Source organism: Halobacillus kuroshimensis DSM 18393 (assembly GCF_000425705.1).
GTDB lineage: Bacteria > Bacillota > Bacilli > Bacillales > Halobacillaceae > Halobacillus > Halobacillus kuroshimensis.
Map to the genome: position 1 here is coordinate 122252 of NZ_AUDY01000012.1, position 20615 is coordinate 142866.

General features: G+C 42.7%; 22 protein-coding genes. 18 read left to right on the top strand and 4 right to left on the bottom strand.

Going from position 1 to position 20615, the window contains the following annotated elements; all coding sequences use genetic code 11:
* Window positions 1-93: 93 nt before the first annotated feature.
* From H615_RS21460 to H615_RS0115175, 5 genes are all read left to right on the top strand, one after another.
* Window positions 94-1833: an MrcB family domain-containing protein gene (locus tag H615_RS21460; RefSeq protein ID WP_035532392.1), complete on the top strand. Its 1740-nt coding sequence runs from the start codon at window positions 94-96 to the stop codon at window positions 1831-1833.
* Complete coding sequence (locus H615_RS0115160) at window positions 1805-4264, top strand: restriction endonuclease-like protein (protein ID WP_027955943.1); 2460 nt, start codon at window positions 1805-1807, stop codon at window positions 4262-4264. Before H615_RS21460 ends, H615_RS0115160 begins: the two co-directional genes overlap by 29 nt.
* 127 nt (window positions 4265-4391) lie before the next feature.
* A complete protein-coding gene (locus H615_RS0115165; RefSeq protein ID WP_027955944.1) occupies window positions 4392-5276 on the top strand; it encodes an AbaSI family restriction endonuclease in 885 nt (294 codons plus the stop codon).
* A 300-nt stretch (window positions 5277-5576) separates the two neighbouring features.
* Window positions 5577-5783, top strand: coding sequence for a helix-turn-helix transcriptional regulator (locus H615_RS0115170; RefSeq protein WP_027955945.1), 207 nt, complete (start codon window positions 5577-5579; stop codon window positions 5781-5783).
* Window positions 5784-5804: 21 nt separating this feature from the next.
* Window positions 5805-6182 carry a hypothetical protein gene (locus tag H615_RS0115175; protein ID WP_035532394.1) on the top strand — a complete coding sequence of 126 codons (378 nt, stop codon included), beginning with the start codon at window positions 5805-5807 and terminating at the stop codon, window positions 6180-6182.
* A gap of 150 nt (window positions 6183-6332) precedes the next feature.
* On the opposite strand, the gene H615_RS0115185 is transcribed toward H615_RS0115175, so the two are convergent.
* Entirely contained in the window at window positions 6333-6965 is a 633-nt protein-coding gene (locus H615_RS0115185; protein ID WP_051254730.1) for a hypothetical protein, read from the bottom strand.
* 232 nt (window positions 6966-7197) lie between these two features.
* Between H615_RS0115185 and H615_RS0115190 the strand changes: the two genes are divergently transcribed.
* From H615_RS0115190 to H615_RS0115230, 9 genes are all read left to right on the top strand, one after another.
* Window positions 7198-8460 (top strand): helix-turn-helix domain-containing protein, encoded by a 1263-nt coding sequence (locus tag H615_RS0115190; RefSeq protein ID WP_027955948.1) that lies wholly within the window; start codon window positions 7198-7200, stop codon window positions 8458-8460.
* Between the two features lie 685 nt (window positions 8461-9145).
* The gene (locus H615_RS0115195; protein ID WP_027955949.1) at window positions 9146-10147 is read left to right on the top strand and encodes a LacI family DNA-binding transcriptional regulator; all 1002 of its coding nucleotides are present in this window, start codon (window positions 9146-9148) and stop codon (window positions 10145-10147) included.
* 26 nt (window positions 10148-10173) lie between these two features.
* Complete coding sequence (locus tag H615_RS0115200; RefSeq protein WP_027955950.1) at window positions 10174-11127, top strand: sugar kinase; 954 nt, start codon at window positions 10174-10176, stop codon at window positions 11125-11127.
* A gap of 9 nt (window positions 11128-11136) precedes the next feature.
* Window positions 11137-11793: a 3-hexulose-6-phosphate synthase gene (gene hxlA, locus H615_RS0115205; protein WP_027955951.1), complete on the top strand. Its 657-nt coding sequence runs from the start codon at window positions 11137-11139 to the stop codon at window positions 11791-11793.
* Entirely contained in the window at window positions 11756-12313 is a 558-nt protein-coding gene (gene hxlB / locus H615_RS0115210; protein ID WP_244877765.1) for a 6-phospho-3-hexuloisomerase, read from the top strand. The genes hxlA and hxlB overlap by 38 nt, the downstream gene beginning before the upstream one ends.
* A gap of 12 nt (window positions 12314-12325) precedes the next feature.
* Window positions 12326-12982 (top strand): bifunctional 4-hydroxy-2-oxoglutarate aldolase/2-dehydro-3-deoxy-phosphogluconate aldolase, encoded by a 657-nt coding sequence (locus H615_RS0115215; protein ID WP_027955953.1) that lies wholly within the window; start codon window positions 12326-12328, stop codon window positions 12980-12982.
* A 30-nt stretch (window positions 12983-13012) separates the two neighbouring features.
* Window positions 13013-14044 carry a TRAP transporter substrate-binding protein gene (locus H615_RS0115220; RefSeq protein ID WP_027955954.1) on the top strand — a complete coding sequence of 344 codons (1032 nt, stop codon included), beginning with the start codon at window positions 13013-13015 and terminating at the stop codon, window positions 14042-14044.
* 70 nt (window positions 14045-14114) lie between these two features.
* Complete coding sequence (locus tag H615_RS0115225; RefSeq protein ID WP_027955955.1) at window positions 14115-14591, top strand: TRAP transporter small permease; 477 nt, start codon at window positions 14115-14117, stop codon at window positions 14589-14591.
* The gene (locus H615_RS0115230; protein ID WP_027955956.1) at window positions 14588-15877 is read left to right on the top strand and encodes a TRAP transporter large permease; all 1290 of its coding nucleotides are present in this window, start codon (window positions 14588-14590) and stop codon (window positions 15875-15877) included. Before H615_RS0115225 ends, H615_RS0115230 begins: the two co-directional genes overlap by 4 nt.
* A gap of 133 nt (window positions 15878-16010) precedes the next feature.
* Here H615_RS0115230 and H615_RS0115235 read toward each other — a convergent pair whose 3' ends face one another.
* The 3 genes from H615_RS0115235 to H615_RS0115245 form a co-directional block, all read right to left on the bottom strand.
* A complete protein-coding gene (locus H615_RS0115235; protein WP_027955957.1) occupies window positions 16011-16940 on the bottom strand; it encodes an ABC transporter ATP-binding protein in 930 nt (309 codons plus the stop codon).
* Complete coding sequence (locus tag H615_RS0115240) at window positions 16940-17629, bottom strand: ABC-2 transporter permease (protein ID WP_027955958.1); 690 nt, start codon at window positions 17627-17629, stop codon at window positions 16940-16942. Before H615_RS0115240 ends, H615_RS0115235 begins: the two co-directional genes overlap by 1 nt.
* Window positions 17630-17719: 90 nt before the next feature.
* Complete coding sequence (locus H615_RS0115245; RefSeq protein WP_027955959.1) at window positions 17720-18019, bottom strand: hypothetical protein; 300 nt, start codon at window positions 18017-18019, stop codon at window positions 17720-17722.
* Between the two features lie 168 nt (window positions 18020-18187).
* On the opposite strand from H615_RS0115245, the gene H615_RS0115250 reads away from it, so the two are divergent.
* The 4 genes from H615_RS0115250 to H615_RS0115275 all read left to right on the top strand — a co-directional run bounded on the left by H615_RS0115250 (window position 18188) and on the right by H615_RS0115275 (window position 20605).
* Window positions 18188-18385, top strand: coding sequence for a hypothetical protein (locus H615_RS0115250; protein WP_027955960.1), 198 nt, complete (start codon window positions 18188-18190; stop codon window positions 18383-18385).
* 246 nt (window positions 18386-18631) lie between these two features.
* A complete protein-coding gene (locus H615_RS0115255) occupies window positions 18632-18988 on the top strand; it encodes a membrane lipoprotein lipid attachment site-containing protein (RefSeq protein ID WP_156896504.1) in 357 nt (118 codons plus the stop codon).
* Window positions 18989-19399: 411 nt separating this feature from the next.
* On the top strand, window positions 19400-19663 hold the full coding sequence (locus H615_RS0115265; protein ID WP_027955962.1) for a hypothetical protein: 264 nt from the start codon (window positions 19400-19402) through the stop codon (window positions 19661-19663).
* A 555-nt stretch (window positions 19664-20218) separates the two neighbouring features.
* On the top strand, window positions 20219-20605 hold the full coding sequence (locus H615_RS0115275; protein ID WP_244877766.1) for a GNAT family N-acetyltransferase: 387 nt from the start codon (window positions 20219-20221) through the stop codon (window positions 20603-20605).
* The last annotated feature ends 10 nt before the right edge of the window (window positions 20606-20615 follow it).

Below are 20615 nucleotides of genomic sequence, written 5' to 3' on the forward strand. Positions count from 1 at the left end.
TGCTCTTTTTGCCTTTCATCTTCCATCAAACTCTTTGATCATTTATTGTAAGTTATAACCATAGTTTTACTTGCATAAAGGGAGAGTCAGGATATGGACAATATATTTAGTGAGGAAAAGAAGAATCGTTTAACTCACATCATTACAAAGATCACGAGTGAGTATTTATCCGAAAGAACAACACCATTTAAAGCGAATACCTTCGGTCAATTTGTGCGCTCAAGCGTACCAGAGTTAATGAATACGTTAGATTTTATAGATCAGAATCGCTTTATTGTCAAAGCATCAGTAGGACAAGGGAATTGGGCTCAGGTTCCTTGGATTTCGATTCTGGACAAATACATTACCACAAGCACTCAACGAGGCTATTACCTTGTCTATTTATTTAGTGAGGATATGAAGCGGGTGTATCTCACTTTTGCGCAAGGTATTACAGAATCTACACGAGAAGATATCCAACGTACAAGAGAGGATATTCGAGAAAAAGTTGTAACAGGACGCTATGAGACGTCCTCTCCTATACAAAAGAATCAAAACATCAACCTTGGCGGCAGTTCTAAAGGGAAGGGCTATGAAGATTCTACAGCATTGTATATCCAATACGACCCTACAGCTTTACCTTCTGAAAACGAATTGCAGCAAGACCTCTCTGCTATGATTGATATTTATAAGTATTACGTGAGTGTTCAAAGTGAACACGTAGAAGAAAATAACAAGAGCATCCCCATGGATTGGACCGATGAGAAAATGATTGGCCATATTCATACGTACATAAGAAATAAGGGATTTTACTATGAGAAAGAAGACGTTAAAAATCTTTTTCTTTCCCTAAGAACAAAGCCGTTTGTTATTTTATCTGGTATATCTGGGACAGGAAAAACAAAAATCATCGAGCTTTTCTCTGAAAGTCTAGGAGCCACAGAAGAGAATAATCAATTCACGCTTATTCCAGTAAGACCAGACTGGAGCGATGGATCTGACTTATTGGGATATACCGATATTAAAGGTGATTTTCAAGAAGGGCCATTAACTTCTGTTATTAAAGAAGCGAACCGCCACAAGGATGATCCTTATTTCGTCGTTCTAGACGAAATGAACCTAGCGCGAGTAGAGTATTACTTTAGTGATTTTCTTAGTGTGATGGAAAGTCGCAAGTGGGACAATGGCGAGATACAGACACTTCCTATTATAAGCGAGAGTCAGGTAGGGGAGCGGTTAACGATCCCGTCGAATCTTTATATTGTAGGAACTGTGAATATGGATGAGACGACGCATCCGTTCAGTAAGAAAGTGTTAGACCGGGCAAACACGATAGAATGTAATGATGTTCATTTAGATACGTTAGTGTTTTTAGAAGAAGAAGAGGAAGACCTAGACCCTGTCTCTGTTAAGAATGACCGACTTCAATCTAACTATTTACGATTGAAAGATGCGTATGCTTCCCATAAGGATACGATTGCCTACGTCACTAATGAACTCGTGACGGTGAATGAGTTGTTGAAGCCGATCCAAGCTCATGTAGGGTATCGGGTGAGGGATGAAATTTCTTTTTACACGATTTATAGTCGCTACCTAATGACAATGGACGAGGCTTTGGATTTTCAATTTTACCAAAAGATCCTTCCAAGGCTGACCGCAAGTCATGGTCAAGCTTTTCAAGTCTTAAAGAATTTATTTACCTACTTCACCAATCATACGTATGAAGAAGACTTACCTCAGGATCTAATCGAAGATATTCTGCATCAAGCCCGTTTTCCTAGGAGCGGAAGAAAGGTTTATGAAATGATTTGCCGAGGTGATTTAGATGGTTTCACATCCTTCTGGAACAGCTGACGAACGTGAACTGGTGGAGATCGAGACGGATCAGTTTTCGCTCTATATAAAGGGCAAACCTTATCACACGCGCTATGAAAGCCTCAAGCAATATAAGGCCATTCAGCCTCACGAAACCATGCACTTTTCTGTTCATGGGTCAGGGATAGAGTCGATTAAGGTTTTTGATGTTCAGAAGGAGCAGCTTGTGCAGCATACCGCGGTTCCACCGTTGTTTTTTGAAAATGGCGTGTATCAACTGGTTGTGACGCCAAAGGGAGAGACGGCTTTATCCTTTGATCATGAGCACCCTTCGTTAAAAAAAGCGATTAGTCAGGTTGGAAAGTCCCCGCACCAATTGCTGATGGGGAATTTATCATTCATAAATGAAGTGGGCTATAGCACGTTTTCTATATATGCCAACGACAAAAAGCAGTTGGATGTTACGTTAGAGATTTTTCCAACAAAGCTTTCCTATAAACAGGATTATCAGAAGCTATTAGAGGAAGTAAACGAAGAAGTATATAACCTCGCTTATCACTTTGTGAAGAAAACATATCTAGGAGCGACGACTACCCAAACCGTTGATTCTTCTTGGAGTGAGTTCTATCGTTTAGTGATGCAATATTTCCAACAGTTCCAAAAGGCCGTTTCGCAAATCGAAAATCAACCTCACCATCAATTGAAAAAGGAACACCGGCTAGTCCGTGGGGATCAATTAAAGCGGCAGGATGCTAAGGGGGTAAAGTATTTAAGGAAGCACCCAGGTTTGTTCGTGGAAGCCCAAAACGGAATCAACGTCTATCATAAAAATAGAATGCCTACGAAGGGGCTCAATGTAAAAAAAGAGGCCACCTACGATACGTTAGAGAATCGTTTCGTTAAATGGATGATGGTCAGACTTTCTCATAAACTGAACGGACTTCGGGGTGCTCTTGAGAGAGGATCGGATTATTTTACGGAAAAACCCTACCAAGACAAAGTAGAGATCGTGAAAGGAATGGAGAAGGATTTGCAACGAAAGCTTTCAAGCCCTTTTTGGAGAACCATCGGAAAGCTCGATCGCTCTGTCATGAGCTTGGTGCTGCAAATGGCCCCGGGTTATCGAGACGCCTATCAATCCTATTTAACATTATCCAGAGGCTTAGTTTTACATGGAGAGCTGTCCAAAATGTCTGTAAAGGACGTAGCTACGCTATATGAATATTGGACGTTCTTGAAGCTCGGACAAATGTTAGCTTTGAAATACCCGATGGTGAGTCAAGATATAGTCAAAGTAAACCGTGACGGGTTATTTGTGACGTTAGATCAGTCAAAAACAGCGAAAAGAGTATTTCGCCATCCTCACACAGATGAGAAAATTACGCTACAATTTCAAAAGCATTCCGGTCAGTTACCGACAGTTAGGCAAAAGCCCGATTCCATGCTTAGCATAGAGAAAGTTGGCAAAGATCATACTTATGAATATGTGTTTGATGCTAAGTACAGAGTGGACTTCGCTGCAGAGGGAAGCTATTACAGTCGTGTATATAAAAGCCCAGGACCACTGGAAGAGGACATCAACACGATGCACCGCTATCGGGATGCTCTTGTAGAGGGAAAGGGTGGAGAATTTGAACGTTATACATTCGGGGCATACGTGTTGTTTCCATGGGGAGAAGAACACGAGTATGAACAGCATGCCTTTTATCGGAGTATCCAGAGTGTAAATATTGGTGGCTTTCCTTTTCTTCCGCAATCGACGTCACTTGTCGAACGTTTTCTAGACCGACTCATTGAATGCTCGCCCCAACAATTACAAGAAGAGGGCATATTACCGAGGGGAACGCTGGATGAATGGAAGACTCGGCACGAAGAAAAAGTCCTCGTGGTGAAGATTAACAGTGAGGAAGAGTTAAAGAGAATGATTCAATCTGGTCATATATTCATTACGGATGAAAGACTGAGTAAGGATTGGAAGAACGCTAACTACGTGGCTTTATACAAGCCAAAAGCTACCTTTGATGATGGTGGAATATCCAGGTACGCAGCTATCAAGGATATGACCATTTCCTATAAGAACGGTGGAGTGGAGATTGCGGTTGGAAGTTGGCGAAAGCTTCGTACGATTAGACCTGTAGGCTACGGGATTCGTTCGTCGATCATAACTTCGCTTACCAATTTATTGGAGGCGGAAGAACTGCCTCAGTTATTTATGAAAAGCTCGTTGGAAAAACAACTGTGGCATGTGTTGCGAAGGTTTTCGAAGCAAGTGCATGTAGAGCTTGATCATAAAGAGATGGAAGAAGCTAAACACATTGCTTCATTTGAATCGCTCTCTAAAGGATTAAAGCTTGATGTCGATGAAAAAGAAGTAAGGGTGAGCTCTGAAAAAGGAGCGTTTACTTTTTCGTATGAAGAATGTGTTTATCAAGTAAATAAAGTCTTCAAAGGAATGATTAGTATTTTGTAATGTTGAAGTATCGCCATTCGTGTACTATGAAGGTACTTTTAGATAATCAGTATCGATGAAGAAATAAGATATAATGAAAAGCAGTCCGATGTGGGCTGTTTTTTTTATGTGAAAAGGATGATGCTCAGTGAACAAGCGGGAGTACGTAGTGAGAACCTTTGCTCGAACAAAAAAGAAAGACTATGAAAATTACATTCTGACAGCGATCTGGCACAAGCTGGACAACCTCAACCTCAAACCCGTCACCCAACAGTATGTGAAGCGTCGTGAGGGCTATGCACGGATGGACTTGTATTTCCCACAGCTGCAGATCGGGATAGAAGTGGATGAAGCCTATCATAAAAACCATCAAACACAGGATCGACTGCGGATGGACGACATCTTATCAGCGGTGAAGGCAGAGGAAATCGGGAATTTCCAAGTGTTCCGCTTGGATGCCACGCTGTCTATAGAAGCCTTACATAAGAGGATTGATGAAGTAACGGATCGTATTCGTGAGCAGATGGAAAAAGAACCGCTGCATTGGCATACGTATGAAGAAGAGTTAGAGCTTTGCCGGGGGCAGTCGCATCTGTCCATTTATGATTCCATCACCTTTCAAGATATTAAGGATATCGCCAATACGATTTTCGGGAAGAACGCGAAAAGGTACCAACGCAGTTATTTTCGGATACGTGAAAACATGTGGCTCTGGTGTCCCAAGCTTTCAATCGTTGACCAAGGGCAGACAAAATCGGCAGCGGCGGGCTGGCTGAATGTCCTTGCTGATGACTGGTCCTATATTGATGAGTCGCATAAAGATGAGGAGATTGTAGCCGAGCGGAAAGAAACCTATCAAACAGAGGTAGAGTCGGGACAGGAACGGGCGGTGTTTGCGAAATATAAGGACAACCTCGGTTTTCACCGCTACCGGTTCGTGGGAGTCTACCGATTGACCGGGATTTCTCCGGATGACAGCCGGTTTATGCGTTATGAACGGGTGAGCGATAGGGTTGAAATTGGACGTAGATGATGGAGTTTAATTTCTGTAAGGGAAAAGCAGGGGATGCTTTTCCCTGTTTTATGTTAGTATGCGCTTTCTACCAAAGATTGGGTTCAAGCATCGGCCAATCAAGCATGTTCATGTCTCGTTACAATACCTTCTTTCCTACATACCTTTAAAGGGAGACTTAATACACAGTAATTGTGCACCCTAAAGATGAACTTAGAGTTAAGAACTAGAGTTCTTTTGCTTCATATAAAAATTAAGTAAAGGTACCTTGACGTAAAGGTTACTTTACTGTTAAGGTTACTTTACAGGAGGGGTTAGAATTTGAAAAATAGAGTCTCGGAATATAGGAAAAAGCATGGGATATCACAAGATGGTTTAGCGCAGAAAACTGGTGTTTCTAGACAAACTATTATTTCTATTGAAAAAGGTAAATATAATCCTTCGCTTCCATTAGCTATGATAATTGCACAGTTATTTAATGAAAGTGTGGAAACAATATTTACTTTAGAAGAAAAAGACTATAAATGAAAATGGGAGGAATTGTGAGCGATGAAAACAAGAATTGGAAATTTAATATTAGGTATTATTATGCTGGTTTTAGGGGCATATATAGGTGTTATTGAAATTTCTAAGAGTCAGGATCAAATGGAATTTTCATTTTTATTAATCCTATCCATAGCAATAATGTTTTTTACGTTAGCTTATTTACATCCACAAATGAAAGTAAAGGATGAAAGAATAAAGAAAATACAGGAAAAAGGGATGTTCTTCTCATACTTTGCAATTATTGCTTACTATTTTCTGTTCATTATGCTCCTGGGATTTAACTACATATCCTTAACAGCCTTAGAAGCTATTCAAATATTGGGAGCTTTAACTATAAGTACAGTATTTCTCATACAACTTATTTTGTCTAAAGTCTATTGAAGTTAAATTTATGGAGGTTAACTATGGTGCAAATTGATATGGTATATCAAATCCTTCCTTTCTTATTCTTATATATAATTAGTAAAAGAATATATTTAATGGCTAAAAATAAAAAGACGCAAGGGTAATGCCCATGCGTCTAATCAATTCTTATAAAGGTTCTACATCAAAAATGTTAGCCCATGTCACCTGCACTAAGACTCCGTTACCATGGTTGTTAGCATCCACGCGTGTAGCTAATAGATACCAATATCCACCTGATACTGCTGCTAAACCGCCTACTGGAGGGAACCAAGCTCCTACTCCTGTTACCATTCCTGCACCTGCAGCTTGTGTGTTGAGTCGGTCTATGTATTGTTCTGTTTGATAATCATTAAATTTTCTATCATAACCCCACCAATGATAAGTCCATTTACCATAAACCGCCATTGTGGTAAAGGCTGGAGTAACTTCTTCAACATTTAAGTTATTATCAACGGTTAGAGTACCATTGTGAACCCCTTTATTAATGGTTTGGAAATGCTTTTCTAATGATGACAAGTTATACCTATCATAGGTTTCTTGAGGCACATCTTTTAATTCAATAGTACCGTCGTCATTAAGGTGAACGTAGGGTTTTACATTTTTTATCATTTCACTTTGCTTTTGTTCCGCTGTATCTTCGGAAGATACCAGGTTCTGTTTTACATTACTATCTGTCGAGGCATATACAGAACTTACCTCTCCTAAGGTTGGTATTAAAGCCATTGTAGCTGCAGAAATCGTAATCAAAGTTTTTTTCATTGTCTACTCCCTTTTCTATATGTATTAAGTCTTAAGAAGGTTAAAGAACTAGATTGTTTTTTCACTTCCCCTTGTACATAACCTTATGTAGATTCTTAACCTTCCTTTGACTTATTCATACTATCATGGAAAATATATCATGTGTATTTCGCAATTTTAGTGATTCATATATTTATGAGTAATGATATTTTGGAGGGGGTTGTTCAACAATTTTGAGTTGGGAGGGGTCCCTTTGTTAATTGGAACATTATTAAAGTATCATCGTAAAAGGCTAGGATTGACTCAAGAAACGTTGGCAGAGGCTCTAGTTTCTAAATCCTTTCTTTCTCGAATAGAAAACAATAAGGTAGAAGCCCATGAAGATACATTGACTTTATTGTTTAAGCGTTTAGAGGTCGATTATACATTTACAAAGAATTGGGAAGAGGGAATTAAGGAAGAACTAGGTGAATGGGAAGAATATTTAACGGAGAATGATCGCTTATCATCGGAGCGGATGTATAAACAGTTAAATCATAAGTTAAATAAAATACTTAGTATTGATTTACTTCTTGAATATCATGAAAAATGTATCAGGCATTGCAAACTTCAAGGGCTTAGCTCGGTTATGCGTGATTCATTAAAGGTTCTAGAAGAATTCTTTCATTCCCTGGATAAAAAGAAGAAATTTTTTTATTTTAAGTACTTAGGGGTACATGAATTATATAATGATAATTATGAAGAAGCAGAGAAGGCCTTGAGTTCTGCACTTCGTGAATTTGAAGCAGCATTTCTTCCTGAATTAGAACTTGCTGATGTTTATTATCTATATGGCAAAGCATTATATCTAAATCGTAAAGAAGCTAAAAGTCTTTATTTCACAAAATTAGCACTAAAGTTCTTTCAAGATAATTATAAGTTAAATATGTGTGCCTATGCCCATTTAATTCTAGGTTTGATTCATAATCGTCTCGGAAATAAAGATGGTTCTCATTCAAATATAGTTAAAGCTAAGGAATTAGCAGAGAGTCAAGATCTAACTACTCTATTAGGGGAGATTCATCATAATCTAGGGATTATAAACATTATAGACAAGGATATATGTGGGGCCACATATAATTTGAAAAAATCCATTGAATTGAATGAAAAGGTTAATACTAATAAATATATCGATTCTCTTCTGCTATTAACATATGTAAGGTATACCTATGAGTCACCAGGTGAGGGATTGAGAATAGTGGAGAGTACACTGTATAATTCTGGAGATAAATCCATGAATCCCATTCAACGAGTAGAGGTTAAGTTTTGGGGTTTGTTTGCAGTGAATAAAAAAGAAGAATGGGAAGTTTATGTTGAAAAAAAACTTCTTCCCCTTTTACTAGAAGATCGTATAGATGAGAAGATCTTGATTTACTCTTTTTTGCTTGCTTCTTACTATGAACGAAATAGTTATTATAAAAAATCTACATATTACTACAAATTAATACTGAAAGTTTATAGTAATTACAAGCTCTGAAAATTGGTAAACCTGAGTAATCATGAGAAACATTAATTGGAAATATACAAGTATATCTATGTTTAATTAATATTCCTCTTCTTTTATATAGAAGGGGATTTTTCCCTTTAGCTTATAATGCAGATAAGTGAATGATTATGGAGTCATACTCGGAAGTATGATCTATGTTTACATCTTGAGTTTGAATTTCACGGGGTAACTTAATGTTTCTTGAAATTCCCGTTCAATTACTTCTTACAAATTTTCATCGTCCTCTACTTTCCCACCGGGAACTCCCACGTGTTTGGGGGGCAACATTTCTTTTGAACGAAAAGGGAGATATTGAATTTCGTTTTCTTCATTGAAGAACGTTCTTGTAGAAGAAGATGTAGTTACAGTTTATAGATGATTTTTAGGTTTTTATACCTATGAGTCTACTGCTGTTTAACAAATTACGCTTTCTTTTTAGAAGCAGAAACCAGTTGTTTTCTACACAATTGGTTTTTTTATCTTTTATTACTTAATAATGCTCTCTATTCTAAATATAATTACACACTCTTTCATCATTTTGCTTAGTACACAGGTAATTTTCAATAAATTTAGATAAATATCCATAAACCCCTTGTAAAACGCTTACACAAAATCTATAATACAACTAAATCGATTTACTAAACCGATTTAGTAATAAAGAAATGTGGAGATTCCAATGAAAAAGATAACCATCGCAGACGTTGCGAAACAAGCAGAAGTATCTAAAAGTACCGTTTCGCAGTATTTGAATAAACGCTATGACTATATGGGAGAAAAAACAAAGAAACGCATCCAGGAGGCCATTGAGGAGCTTGGCTATCAGCCGAACTTCGTCGCACGGAGCCTGAAGCAGAAATCGACGAAGACGATCGGCGTCATCGTGGCGAACATCCTGCACAACTTCACGACAGAAGTGACGAGGGCGATTGAAGACGCCTGCCACGGTGCAGATTTTCACACGATCATCTGTAATGCGGATGATGATCCGGTGAAGGAGAAGCACTACATTGAAATGCTCCGGGCCAAGCAGGTGGACGGGCTCATCATTTTCCCTACCGGAGATAACCGCGACTTGTACCAACAGATGCTGGACGCGTCCTTTCCGGTCGTCTTTTTGGACAGGAAGGTGGAGGAGATGCCGGTGACCGCCGTTATGCTGGATAACGAAAGAGCGGCAGAGCTTGCGGTCGACCACTTCGCTGAGAAGGGGTACGAGCGGGTCAGCCTGATGACGACATCGATTTTCAATCATGTCACACCGAGGATGGAGCGGATTGAAGGGTATAGAAGCGCCCTCCGCAAAAACGGTCTGGCCGTTGAGGAGGAATACATCGTCAGCGCCGATCAGGATGAGATGCAGGAGGCGCTGGAGAAGCTCCTTCAGTTAGAACAGCCGCCAGAAGCGATTCTCGCCGGAAACGATCTCGTGCTGATCGAAGTATTGAAATATGTGAAGCACAAAGGTCTACGCGTGCCGGAGGATCTGGCCATCATCGGCATCGATGACGTATCCTTCGCAAGCTTCTATACGCCGTCGATTACAACGGTCGCCCAGCCGACGTTCAAAATGGGACGCATGGGCGCGGAGCTTCTGCTGGATAAGATTGAGAAGAAGGATAAACAGATGAGTCCGTTCTACCGCTTCGAGCCGAAGCTGATGGTCCGGGATTCCGTCTAACGAGTCTACAGGGAGGAGGAATGGACATGAACGACGTGATGACGATCGGGGATGCGATGATCACCTTCGATCCATCGAAGAACGGCCCGCTGCGGCATGTGCATACATTCGAACGAAAAGCAGGAGGGGCGGAATTCAATGTCGCCATCGGCTGTGCCCGTCTTGGTTTGAAAACGGGGTGGATCAGCCGCCTCGGAAATGACGAGTTCGGCCGGTACATCCGCAACACGGCCCGTGGGGAAGGCATCGATATCTCCGCGGTCAAGCTGATGGACGGCTATCCAACGTCCTTGAACTTCAAGGAAATCAAGGAGGATGGCAGTGGGAGCACATTTTATTACAGGCAGAACTCGCCGACGAAGACACTGACTGAGCAGACGCTCGACATTGAAGCCCTCCGCAGGACGAAGGTGTTACATATTACTGGGGTGTTTGCGGCCATTGAGCCGGAGAAAAACATTCCATTGTTGAAACGGGCAGTGACCGTCGCCAAGGATCACGGCGCGCTCATTTCCTTCGATCCGAATATCCGCCTTAAATTATGGAGCCGGGAAGAAGCAAAGCGAGCGCTGACACAGCTGCTGCCTTACGTCGATATTATGCTGACGGGCGTAGAGGAAGCGGAACTGCTGCTTGGTGTGGAGCGTGAGGAAGAGATCGTTGCCGCGTGCCAGCGCTACGGCATTTCAACGGTTGCGATCAAGCAGGGGAGTGAAGGAGCTTTCGCTTCGATGGACGGAGAATCGCTGCGGCTGGCCGCGGTCCCTCCGAAAAAGGTCGTCGATACGGTTGGTGCAGGAGACGGGTTTGATGCCGGCTTCATCTACGGCGTCCTGCACGGCTGGTCGTTGAAGCGGACGCTGCAGTTCGCCAACACGATTGGATCGATGGTCGTCAGTGTGTACGGAGATAATGAAGGGCTACCGGAACTGGAAGATGTCCTTATTCAATTAGGTGAACGGGAATTAGTCGAAAGATGAGGTGAGAAGATGAACCTGCAGCTGGCCCTTGACCGCCTGACAAGGGAAGAATGCTTTCACATTCTTGATGAAACCGCTTCAACTATCGACTGGATCGAAGTTGGAACAGGGGTCATCAAGGAATACGGGATGGCGGTCGTTCGTGAGATTAAAGACAGATACCCGGATAAAACGCTCGTCGCAGATATGAAAACGTGTGATGCAGGAAAACATGAAGCTGCCCAGGCGTTCCGCGCCGGTGCTGACATGACGACAGTCATGGCGTTTTCCGCCGATCAGACGATCGTCGATACGCTGAAGGTAGCGGAAGAAACAGGAGGTAGAATCATGATTGATCTGCTTGGCGTCACCGACCCGGGACGGATTGAGGAGCTGACCGGACTGGGTGTCGATCTAGTCAGCCTCCACTTCGGTAAAGACATGCAGCAGACCGGTGATATGAAAAAAGAGGATCTGTTTTCGCTCGTAAAGGAACACCCCGATTTGGAAGTCGCGATTGCCGGCGGGATTAACGCCGATTCCCTTCCCGGGATTTTAAAGGAGGGACTGGATACGATTATTGTGGGTAGTGCGATTACGAAACAGTCCAACACGAAAAAAGCAGCGGAGTCCCTGAAAGGAGCCATGAATGACTATGAAAACCACCATCAGTACAGTCAGCGGTGAAATCCAGGAAGTGCTGGCCAATGTAGATGAATCCCAGGCCGGAAACCTGGCGGATCAGTTGAAGAAAGCGAAGCGGATTTTCGTTTCCGGAGAAGGGCGGTCCGGCTTGATGGGCAAAGCCTTCGCGATGCGTCTCATGCACGCCGGCTATACCGTCTACGTTACCGGTGAAACGATTACACCGAACATCGAAGCAGATGACCTGCTTGTCGTCATTTCCGGATCTGGAACGACCGGGTCCTTGAAATCCTTTGCCGAAAAAGCGAAGGAAGCAGGGGCAGCCATTGCCGCCGTGACAACCAATCCAACGTCCCCCATCGCTGAGCTCAGTGACTCAACGCTCGTCATCCCGGCAGCTACGAAGAAACGGCTTCCGGATGAACCGGGAACCATTCAGCCGCTCGGCAACCAGTTCGATCAATCGGTACACCTGTTGCTGGATGCCGTGATCATTCAGGCGGTATCGGATCAGGCCGATTCCAACGAACAAATGACGGCACGCCACGCGAATTTGGAATAGGAGGGAAAGCCAATGAATACAGCAGAACGTTTGAAGCAGGCCAGGGTCATCCCGGTCATCCGCCAGGCAGATGAAACGAATATCCTGAAGATCGCTGAAGCTCTCGCCAACGGCGGTATCCAGGCGATTGAAATCACCGCAGAAACGAAGGATGCGGCGAAGCTCATCCGTAAAACCGCCGATGCTTTTGAAGGGAAGCTGCTCGTTGGGGCAGGCACGGTGCTTGATCCGGAGACAGCGAGAGAAATGATTACAGCCGGTGCGGCCTTTGTCGTTGCTCCGACACTGAATGTGAAAACCATCGAGCTCGTCCATCGCTACGGGCTGCCGTGTATTCCGGGCGTTTTGACACCAACGGAAATCCAGACCGCACTGGAAGCAGGAGCCGGAACGGTGAAAATTTTCCCCGCGGGTACCGTCGGACCTTCCTATATCAAAAATGTGCTCGGACCGCTCCCGCAAGTGTCCATCATGGCGACCGGCGGCATCCATCTCGATAATATGGAAGAGTACTTCGCCAATGGAGCTGAAATCGTCGGCATCGGAAGCCAGCTTGTGAAAGCTTCTGCACTGAACACCGACAGCGATTATCAGGCACTCCAGGAAAAAGCGGAAATGTATGTGGATCGGGCCCAGCAGTTTCACGAGCAATTGTCACTTCATGTGTAAGCGGATTCAACTAAAAAGGAGGAAGTAAAAGTGAAAAAGACCTTATCTCTATTGTTGTTCATGTTGTTCGCCGGGGTATTCGTTTTAGCGGGATGCAGTGGTGGCGAGGAGGAAGCGAGCGGAGAGACGGGTGACGGAGACAAGCTGAAAATCGTCGCCGCCCACAACCAGACGTCTCCGGAGAACCCGTATCAAGTGGGAATGGAAGCCTTTAAGGAAACGGCTGAAAGCGCGGACGCCAACATCGAAGTGGAAGTTCACGCCGGAACTCTTGGAACGAGTGAATCGGAACTTGTGGAAAAATTGAAGCTCGGTGCAGCTGATGTCGTGCTCGTATCTCCAGGCTTCATGTCCAAGACGGGCATCGAGGAAATCGATCTTTTCGCCCTTCCTTACGTCTTCGAAAACTATGACCACTGGGAAAGTGTTGTGGACGGGGAAATCGGTGAAACGATGGCTCAGACGATCAATGAGAAATCCAACAACGACTTCAAACTGCTCGGTTACTGGTCCGCGGGTGTCCGTCACTACTACGGCAAAAAACCGCTCGAATCCATGGCTGATCTGGAAGGCATGAAATACCGCACACAGACGTCCGGGGCTGTCGCGAACTACTGGGAAGAAACCGGTGCTGTTCCGACATCTGTCGCCTGGGGTGAATTGTATCAAGGTCTTCAGCAGGGGGTTGTCGATGCAGCGGAAAACTCCTATCCATACTTCGTTCAGCAGAACCATCACAAAACAGATAACGGCAAATACATCACAGAAACCGGCCACGACTATACGACACGTTTTCTTTTGATCAACGGCAAGAAGTTCGAGAACTATAGTGACGAGCAGAAGCAGGCAATTATGGATGCCGCAGAGGCGTCTGTAGAAAAAGAACGTGCCGAGGTGAATGAGCAGGAAGAAGAATACAAACAACAGGCGATCGATGATGGAGCAGAAGTCAACGAAATCGACCGCGAGCCGTTCATGGAGATTGCTGAACCGATCCAGGATACACGTGCCGAAGAAATCGGCGTGACCGATCTTTTAGAGAAAATTAGAGAAATGAAGTAAAGAAGGAAAGCCCGGGCACGGTCGCTGTGCCCTTTCCTTTTATCTTCTTTGAACCAAGGAGGTTCTGACATTGATTAAATGGTTAGAAAGAATTCAGCTGACCGTCGGCGTTCTGTTTCTGATCACCTTTTTCGTCACCATCATCATCCAGGTGGCCACCCGGTTCATGGGCGTTTCCGCTGTCTGGACAGAAGAAGTCGCCACGTATTCATTCATTTGGTCCGTCTTTATGGGAGCAGCTGTCATGTTGAACAGAAGAGAGCATTTCCAATTCGACTTCCTGTTGAAGAAGCTGAAAGGAAAGGGGAAAAACAGCCTTTATCTGCTTAATGATCTTATTCTACTCGTATTCAGTATTGCGATTTTCTATTACGGCATCGAAGCGTGCCAGAACTTCTGGAACTACAACTGGGTCTCCCTTCCACAGGTGAAAATGGGCTACGTCTGGATATCTGTTCCGATCATGGGTGGTACGATGGCCATCTACACGCTTGCCCATATCATCCGCAACGTTAAAAACTTCAGCACAGAGGAGGTGGCAGAATGATTGGTCCTATCTTAGTCTTATTGTTCGTCCTGTTGATGATCATTGGCATTCCGATCGCCTTTGTCATCGGAATCGTTGCCATGACCGGGATCATCAACGTGCCTTACATTCCTGAAGTCACCGTCCCTGTCAAAATGCTGAACGGACTCGATTCCTTCGTGCTGCTGGCGGTTCCGTTATTTATTCTCGCCGCGAACTTGATGAACAGCGGCCAGATCTCGCAGAAGCTCATCGACTTTTCGCTGTCGATGGTCGGCCACATCCGCGGAGGACTTGCCCACGCCAATATTCTAGTATCGATGCTGTTCGCCGGTGTTTCCGGAGCATCCCAGGCGGATACTGCGGGTGTCGGAAAAATTTTGATTCCGAATATGAAAAAGCAGGGGTATGACACAGGGACCGCAGTCGGTGTGACCGCTGCCTCCTCAACAATCGGAGTCATCATCCCGCCAAGTATTCCGATGATCATTTATGCAGGGCTGACGAACGTGTCGGTCGGAGCTTTGTTCCTTGTCGGGATCATTCCAGGCGTGCTTATCGGGATCAGCATGATGGTCATCGTCTACATACTGGCGCTGAAACGCGGGTATCCGACGTATCAGAAAGCATCGATGTCCAATTTCATGAAACAGTTTCTCGACGCTATTCCTGCACTGATGACGCCGGTCATTCTGATTGGCGGAATCATCACAGGGATTTTCACAGCGACCGAAGCGGCTGCGTTCGCTTCCATCTATACGGTCATCGTCGGGATGTTCTATTATAAGACGTTGAAGCTGAAGGACTTCCCGAAAATCTTAGTCGATACGCTCACATTGAGTTCCTTGTCCCTGTTCGCTCTGGCGGCTGCCAACGCCCTCGGAGAATTGATGAGCTACTACCAGTTGTCCATGTGGGCCGAGCAGTTCTTTGCCAATAACATCGACAGCAAGTGGGTCTTCCTGCTGATCGTCATCGCTTTCTTCCTGTTCGTCGGTACGTTCATGGATGCGATACCAGCGATGATCCTGTTCATTCCTGTTGTGCTTCCAGTGGCGCTGACGTTTGATATCAGCCCTGTCCTGCTAGGGATCATAACAATTATGACGCTCGCCGTCGGCCTGGTGACACCACCGTATGGGCTGTGTCTGCTGTTGGCAGCGAAAATCGGAAAACTGCCGATTGAACGGTCGTTTAAGGCTGTCGTTCCGTATATTACGGTCGTCGTCATTGTCCTGCTCGTCGTCGCATTTATTCCGAGTGTCGCGTTCTATATTCCGGAAATGATTAACCCGGGGATGTTTTGAATGAAGAGGTGGAGAATTTTCTCCACCTCTTTTTTATGGACAAATATCTATCTTTGATGGGATATCACGTTTTGTTTATCGTTGGATGCCGGCCCTGAAGGCGTCACACATCGGCCGGTCTTCTGGCGGAAAATTAAGCACTTTGTTTATTTTCACCTGTGCTTAAGAATATCTCTTCCAATGTAGGTTCATTAACTTCTATTCTGAATATATCAATATCCTTTTTTAAGTAAAGCCTGTTGATTGCAGCAATGGTCTGCTCACTTGATACGACAAGGTCCGTATGTTTACTGGATACTTCAACATCTGAACCATAGGCTTTAAGCTCTTGGTTGAGAGATGTTTCCACATCAGCCTGTATTTCACTATGTTTGATATGGACCGTGATGTTACTTTGATAATCGTGCCTTAACTGTGCCATAGTTCCCTGAGTTTTTATCGTTCCTTGATCCATAATCGCGATTTCATCACATAACTTTTCTACCTCATCGAGATTATGAGAGGTTAGAAAGATGGTGGTTCCCTGGGCCGCAATATCTTGAATGATTTCGTGGATATTCAGAATGGCGTTCGCATCGACACCTGAAGTCGGCTCATCTAAAAAAAGCAGGTCGGGTTCATTGATTAAAGCCTGCGCAAGACCGAGTTTCTTTTTCATACCGAATGAGAACTTCTTCGCTTTTTGGTTGATTGCATCCTCCAGTCCCACTTTTTTTAATAAGTCTTCCATGTGGCTTTTGCTTACCTTCAGTCCTAATATTCTGCTGAAGTATTTCAAGTGTCCCAGGGCTGTTAAATCATCGTAAAACGTCGAGTAGTCAGGTAATACCCCGATCCTGCTGCGTAATTTATCTGCACTGGACCCTTGGTCTGGCAGGAGAGTATAAGAACCTGAAGTAGGGTTGGTTAATCCGGTTATCATATTAATAAAAGTAGATTTACCGGCTCCGTTTTTACCTAAAAAACCGAAGATACTTCCCTTTTTCACCTGTAAGTTGATTTCATTTACGACTTTTTTATCTCCATAGACTTTCGACAATTGGTAGGTTTCAACCGCGTACATTACAAATCTCTCCTCTTAAAAACAAATAGGCTGATAGCTAGAAATATAATCGGGAACAAAAGGACAGGAAACGCCATATACGCCTCCGCATGACTATAGTAGAAATAAGGAGTAATAAAGCTGAATATTTTTAGAAAAATGTTATCGGTTGCCATGCTCCAGAACCCCAGCACAGTAAAAGCGACAGCACTGCTAACCCCTATAAACATGGTTAAGGAAGGTTTAGGAATCAGCGTCGATAACAGAATCGACAGACCGACGAAATATAAGATGAAAATAAAGGTTTGAGCGAATTCCAGGAAAAAGAATGCTTTGGAAAACGGAATGATAAGGAGGAAAGCTATGAGTAAGCAGGTGATCCAAAAAAGGGTAACGCCCAGCATTTTACCTGTTACAAAGTTAAACCTCGTCGTTTTAGTAGCTATAAACCTTATTGTTCTGGAACTGAGCTCTTGATTGATCACATTATGCGATAAGCTTAAAACGAAAAGCGGTCCGGCAAGGAGCACAATGATCATAGCTCCAGTGGCATATGCATTGTTACCCAGACCTAGTTGATCAAGCTGACCTTGAAAATTACTGACTATTTTGGCGGCTCCTAAGGTGACTCCAAAGAGGATGCAGATGATTATGATGGAACGTATGCTTTGAAATAGGTTTTTAAATTCTTTCAGACTAATGGTCAGCATAAGGGCAAATCTCCTTCGTTAACTACAATGGGTAGAATTTCTTTTCAATACTCTTCTTATGTAAAAATGACCGCCTGCTTTTTCTTTTGATTACGCAGGAACAGCGGACTTTTTCCTACGTAAAATGCTTGCTCCAACGACGATGAACGTCAGCATGATCAACACCCACATCGTGTCGCGGTATATAGACAGGGTGAGGCTCTGGATGATGGAGTGATAACTCTCGAGCAGCAGCCAGCCAATCGGCAGAATAGGAGCGGCGGTGGCCATCGACTTGTTGAGGACTTTCTTTCCCTGTTCGGTTCTTCCTGTTTTTCCCCACGCAAACGTAAACAAAATGACAAGAAAATAGACGAAAATCGGAATCAATATTACACCTGTAATGAACATCCTTCAGCCTCCTTACTACGTATACGGACGATTATCTTTTTCGTTTCAATAAATTCCCAACATCAAACAATGCTTATACGATGATCCGAACCCAGCCCTTCACGCCTATGAATCTTGATGATACGGTTTGGAGAGTTTCATACATAAGATTCAGGGAGGCATCAACGTTTGAAATCCAATGTCCTATTATCAGCCTTTATATTTATTCCGCTCACGGGTTGTCAGCATCAATCTGTGGAAGAAGTGATTGAAGCTGGACACAGCTCGTCTAGGGAAGTCGCGGATGTGACAGACTTTGGGAACGCGAAAATGGTTTTGTATTTTACCGATCAGGAAGATGACCATGCCATCAGTGAGGGCACTTGATCAAGAGGGAAATGTTCTTTACGAGGAAGACTTATCCGTGTGACCCCATTTGTATGGAGGTCGGGGCTTAGAGTCCCGATTTTTTACGAAGACTCTGTTAGTGGCCTGGATTATACAATCCTCTTCTCTAACACCTAAGAATTTTAGTTCATGATTCTATACAAAAGATAAAGAGGTTCTGCAACTTGAGAATCGAATCATAACAACCAATATTCATTTACAGTGATAGCAATGGAGGTACAGACCTTGAAAAAAATAATATTATATTTGTTTATAGTTACGTTAGTCTTAGCTGGGTGTGCAAATGAAAGTATTATGTTGTCAGGTGAATCCAGCAACTGGGAGGGAGAATACTTGGCAGATAACGGACCTGATACAGAATATGGAGAATTTACGTTCCATTACAAGAAAGATGAAGAATTGAAAAACTTAAAAATTACGATCAGCGAAGAAGAAACCATTCAAACATGGGAAAAATTAGATAAAAGAACAGTGACGATATCTTCTCAATGTTCAGGCTGCACGCCTGAAACAGGTGAACCTATACAAGTAGAAATTCAATGGGGCCGTCCACAGCAAACAGAAAAACTAACACTGGAGTAGATTTTAGCGAGCGCAATTTCATAATTATGGATATTAGAATCATATGTTAATTGTTTTGCATCTTTAACTAATGAAATTGACCTTTGAACCCCCATCAGCATCGAATGCTTACAAGCCGTTGATGCTGATGGGGGTTCAATATTGGTAAGTGTCTAATGTTCTAACACCACTGGTTCTTTGCTAATCTTGAAGACTTAACTTCCTTATATTGGGTATTTTGAAACTAAATCGGAGAAGTATCGTATGAGTAATATGAGGAATCTCAATATAGGTGAACGAGGATAACTATCGTACTTCTAAAATGGAGGTGTTGGAACGTTATGAATACTGGAATCCAACATAAACTGTTCAATATTTCTATAGCCAACAAACAAAACATTGAAGGTTATCCTATTGAGAGGGGGAAAGAAAATGAACATTAAGGTGGTACTCTTAACGGTTCTTCTTTTCCAACTCTTATATTTATCGGTAAAAGTTAAAAATGATAAACATATCAAACATATCAAACATTATATACCTGCCTTTATTATAAGTGTAATTACAGCTTGGTCTATTTATAAAACCTTTACTCTGAGTGGGTTTGAAGGTATCAACTCAGCTATTTTTTCTGCTGTTGGACTATTCGTTTCATTTGTCTTTACTAAACATCCTCCGTTTTTAAAAGCCAAAATATAATGTCTTGAAACTGACCCTAAAAGAAGCGTTTTTTCAATATGAGCAATCGATTCTTTAAGGGTCAGGTTATTTGAAGAGCCTGATTCCAGATATTCTTTTTAGATGTATTTCGTATAAACTTGAGTTGAAAATAATTATTTGAAATAATTGGAATTGGTTTAGAAGTTGCTCATTCTCTACATATGGGGAGGTAGAAGAAGTTGCTAAAGTCTGAGTTTGCCAATAGATTCATAAGTTTACTTGCTCTTTGGGGGTTAGTGACTTTTGTGTTAGTAAATGATAACGGTATATCTGTAGATAACACGGCTTTACTAATCCTTACTATTGTTTTAGCGGTTTTGGGCACAACTTATCATTTATATAAATTATTTCTGAACAAGGAATAAGTAATGAACATCTTGAAACCAAACCTTCCTGTTACGTCGGATTTACTGTAGCAAAGGAAAACGTCTCTTTTACCAAAGCCAGAATGTATAACTCAACTGTTAACTGGGGGAGATCAAGCTGAAAGTACAAAGGATAAAAGCAGAACAAACTTATAATCTCCGACACAAAATACTTAGACCACATCAACCGTTCGAGGCATGTCAATATCATACAGATCATGACGATGATGCTTTCCATATCGGGGCGTTTAGTGATAAAGGTTTGATAAGTGTAGCTTCTTTTTATCTTGAATCCCATCCTGAATTTAAAAGTTCTCATCAATATAGATTAAGGGCTATGGCTACTGTGGAAGAGTTTAGATGTATGGGAGCGGGGAGGGAGGTAGTGAATTTCGCTGAGAGGGATTTGAAAGAACGTAAAGCTGACTTTCTTTGGTGTAAAGGAAGAACTTCTGTCCATAAATATTATGAAAGGCTGGACTTTAAGCCTTTTGGAGAAGTTTTTGATTACCATCCAATTGGTCCCCATGTCATTATGTATAAAGTTATAAAATAGAAAGTTAAGA

Excerpts from the sequence above, each read along its gene's own strand:
- H615_RS21460 (WP_035532392.1), top strand. The coding sequence starts at position 94 with ATGGACAATATATTTAGTGAGGAAAAGAAGAATCGTTTAACTCACATC.
- H615_RS0115160 (WP_027955943.1), top strand. The coding sequence starts at position 1,805 with ATGGTTTCACATCCTTCTGGAACAGCTGACGAACGTGAACTGGTGGAG.
- H615_RS0115175 (WP_035532394.1), top strand. The coding sequence starts at position 5,805 with ATGAAAACAAGAATTGGAAATTTAATATTAGGTATTATTATGCTGGTT.
- H615_RS0115185 (WP_051254730.1), bottom strand. The coding sequence starts at position 6,965 with ATGAAAAAAACTTTGATTACGATTTCTGCAGCTACAATGGCTTTAATA.
- H615_RS0115195 (WP_027955949.1), top strand. The coding sequence starts at position 9,146 with ATGAAAAAGATAACCATCGCAGACGTTGCGAAACAAGCAGAAGTATCT.
- H615_RS0115200 (WP_027955950.1), top strand. The coding sequence starts at position 10,174 with ATGAACGACGTGATGACGATCGGGGATGCGATGATCACCTTCGATCCA.
- hxlA (WP_027955951.1), top strand. The coding sequence starts at position 11,137 with ATGAACCTGCAGCTGGCCCTTGACCGCCTGACAAGGGAAGAATGCTTT.
- hxlB (WP_244877765.1), top strand. The coding sequence starts at position 11,756 with ATGACTATGAAAACCACCATCAGTACAGTCAGCGGTGAAATCCAGGAA.
- H615_RS0115215 (WP_027955953.1), top strand. The coding sequence starts at position 12,326 with ATGAATACAGCAGAACGTTTGAAGCAGGCCAGGGTCATCCCGGTCATC.
- H615_RS0115230 (WP_027955956.1), top strand. The coding sequence starts at position 14,588 with ATGATTGGTCCTATCTTAGTCTTATTGTTCGTCCTGTTGATGATCATT.
- H615_RS0115235 (WP_027955957.1), bottom strand. The coding sequence starts at position 16,940 with ATGTACGCGGTTGAAACCTACCAATTGTCGAAAGTCTATGGAGATAAA.
- H615_RS0115240 (WP_027955958.1), bottom strand. The coding sequence starts at position 17,629 with ATGCTGACCATTAGTCTGAAAGAATTTAAAAACCTATTTCAAAGCATA.
- H615_RS0115245 (WP_027955959.1), bottom strand. The coding sequence starts at position 18,019 with ATGTTCATTACAGGTGTAATATTGATTCCGATTTTCGTCTATTTTCTT.
- H615_RS0115265 (WP_027955962.1), top strand. The coding sequence starts at position 19,400 with ATGAACATTAAGGTGGTACTCTTAACGGTTCTTCTTTTCCAACTCTTA.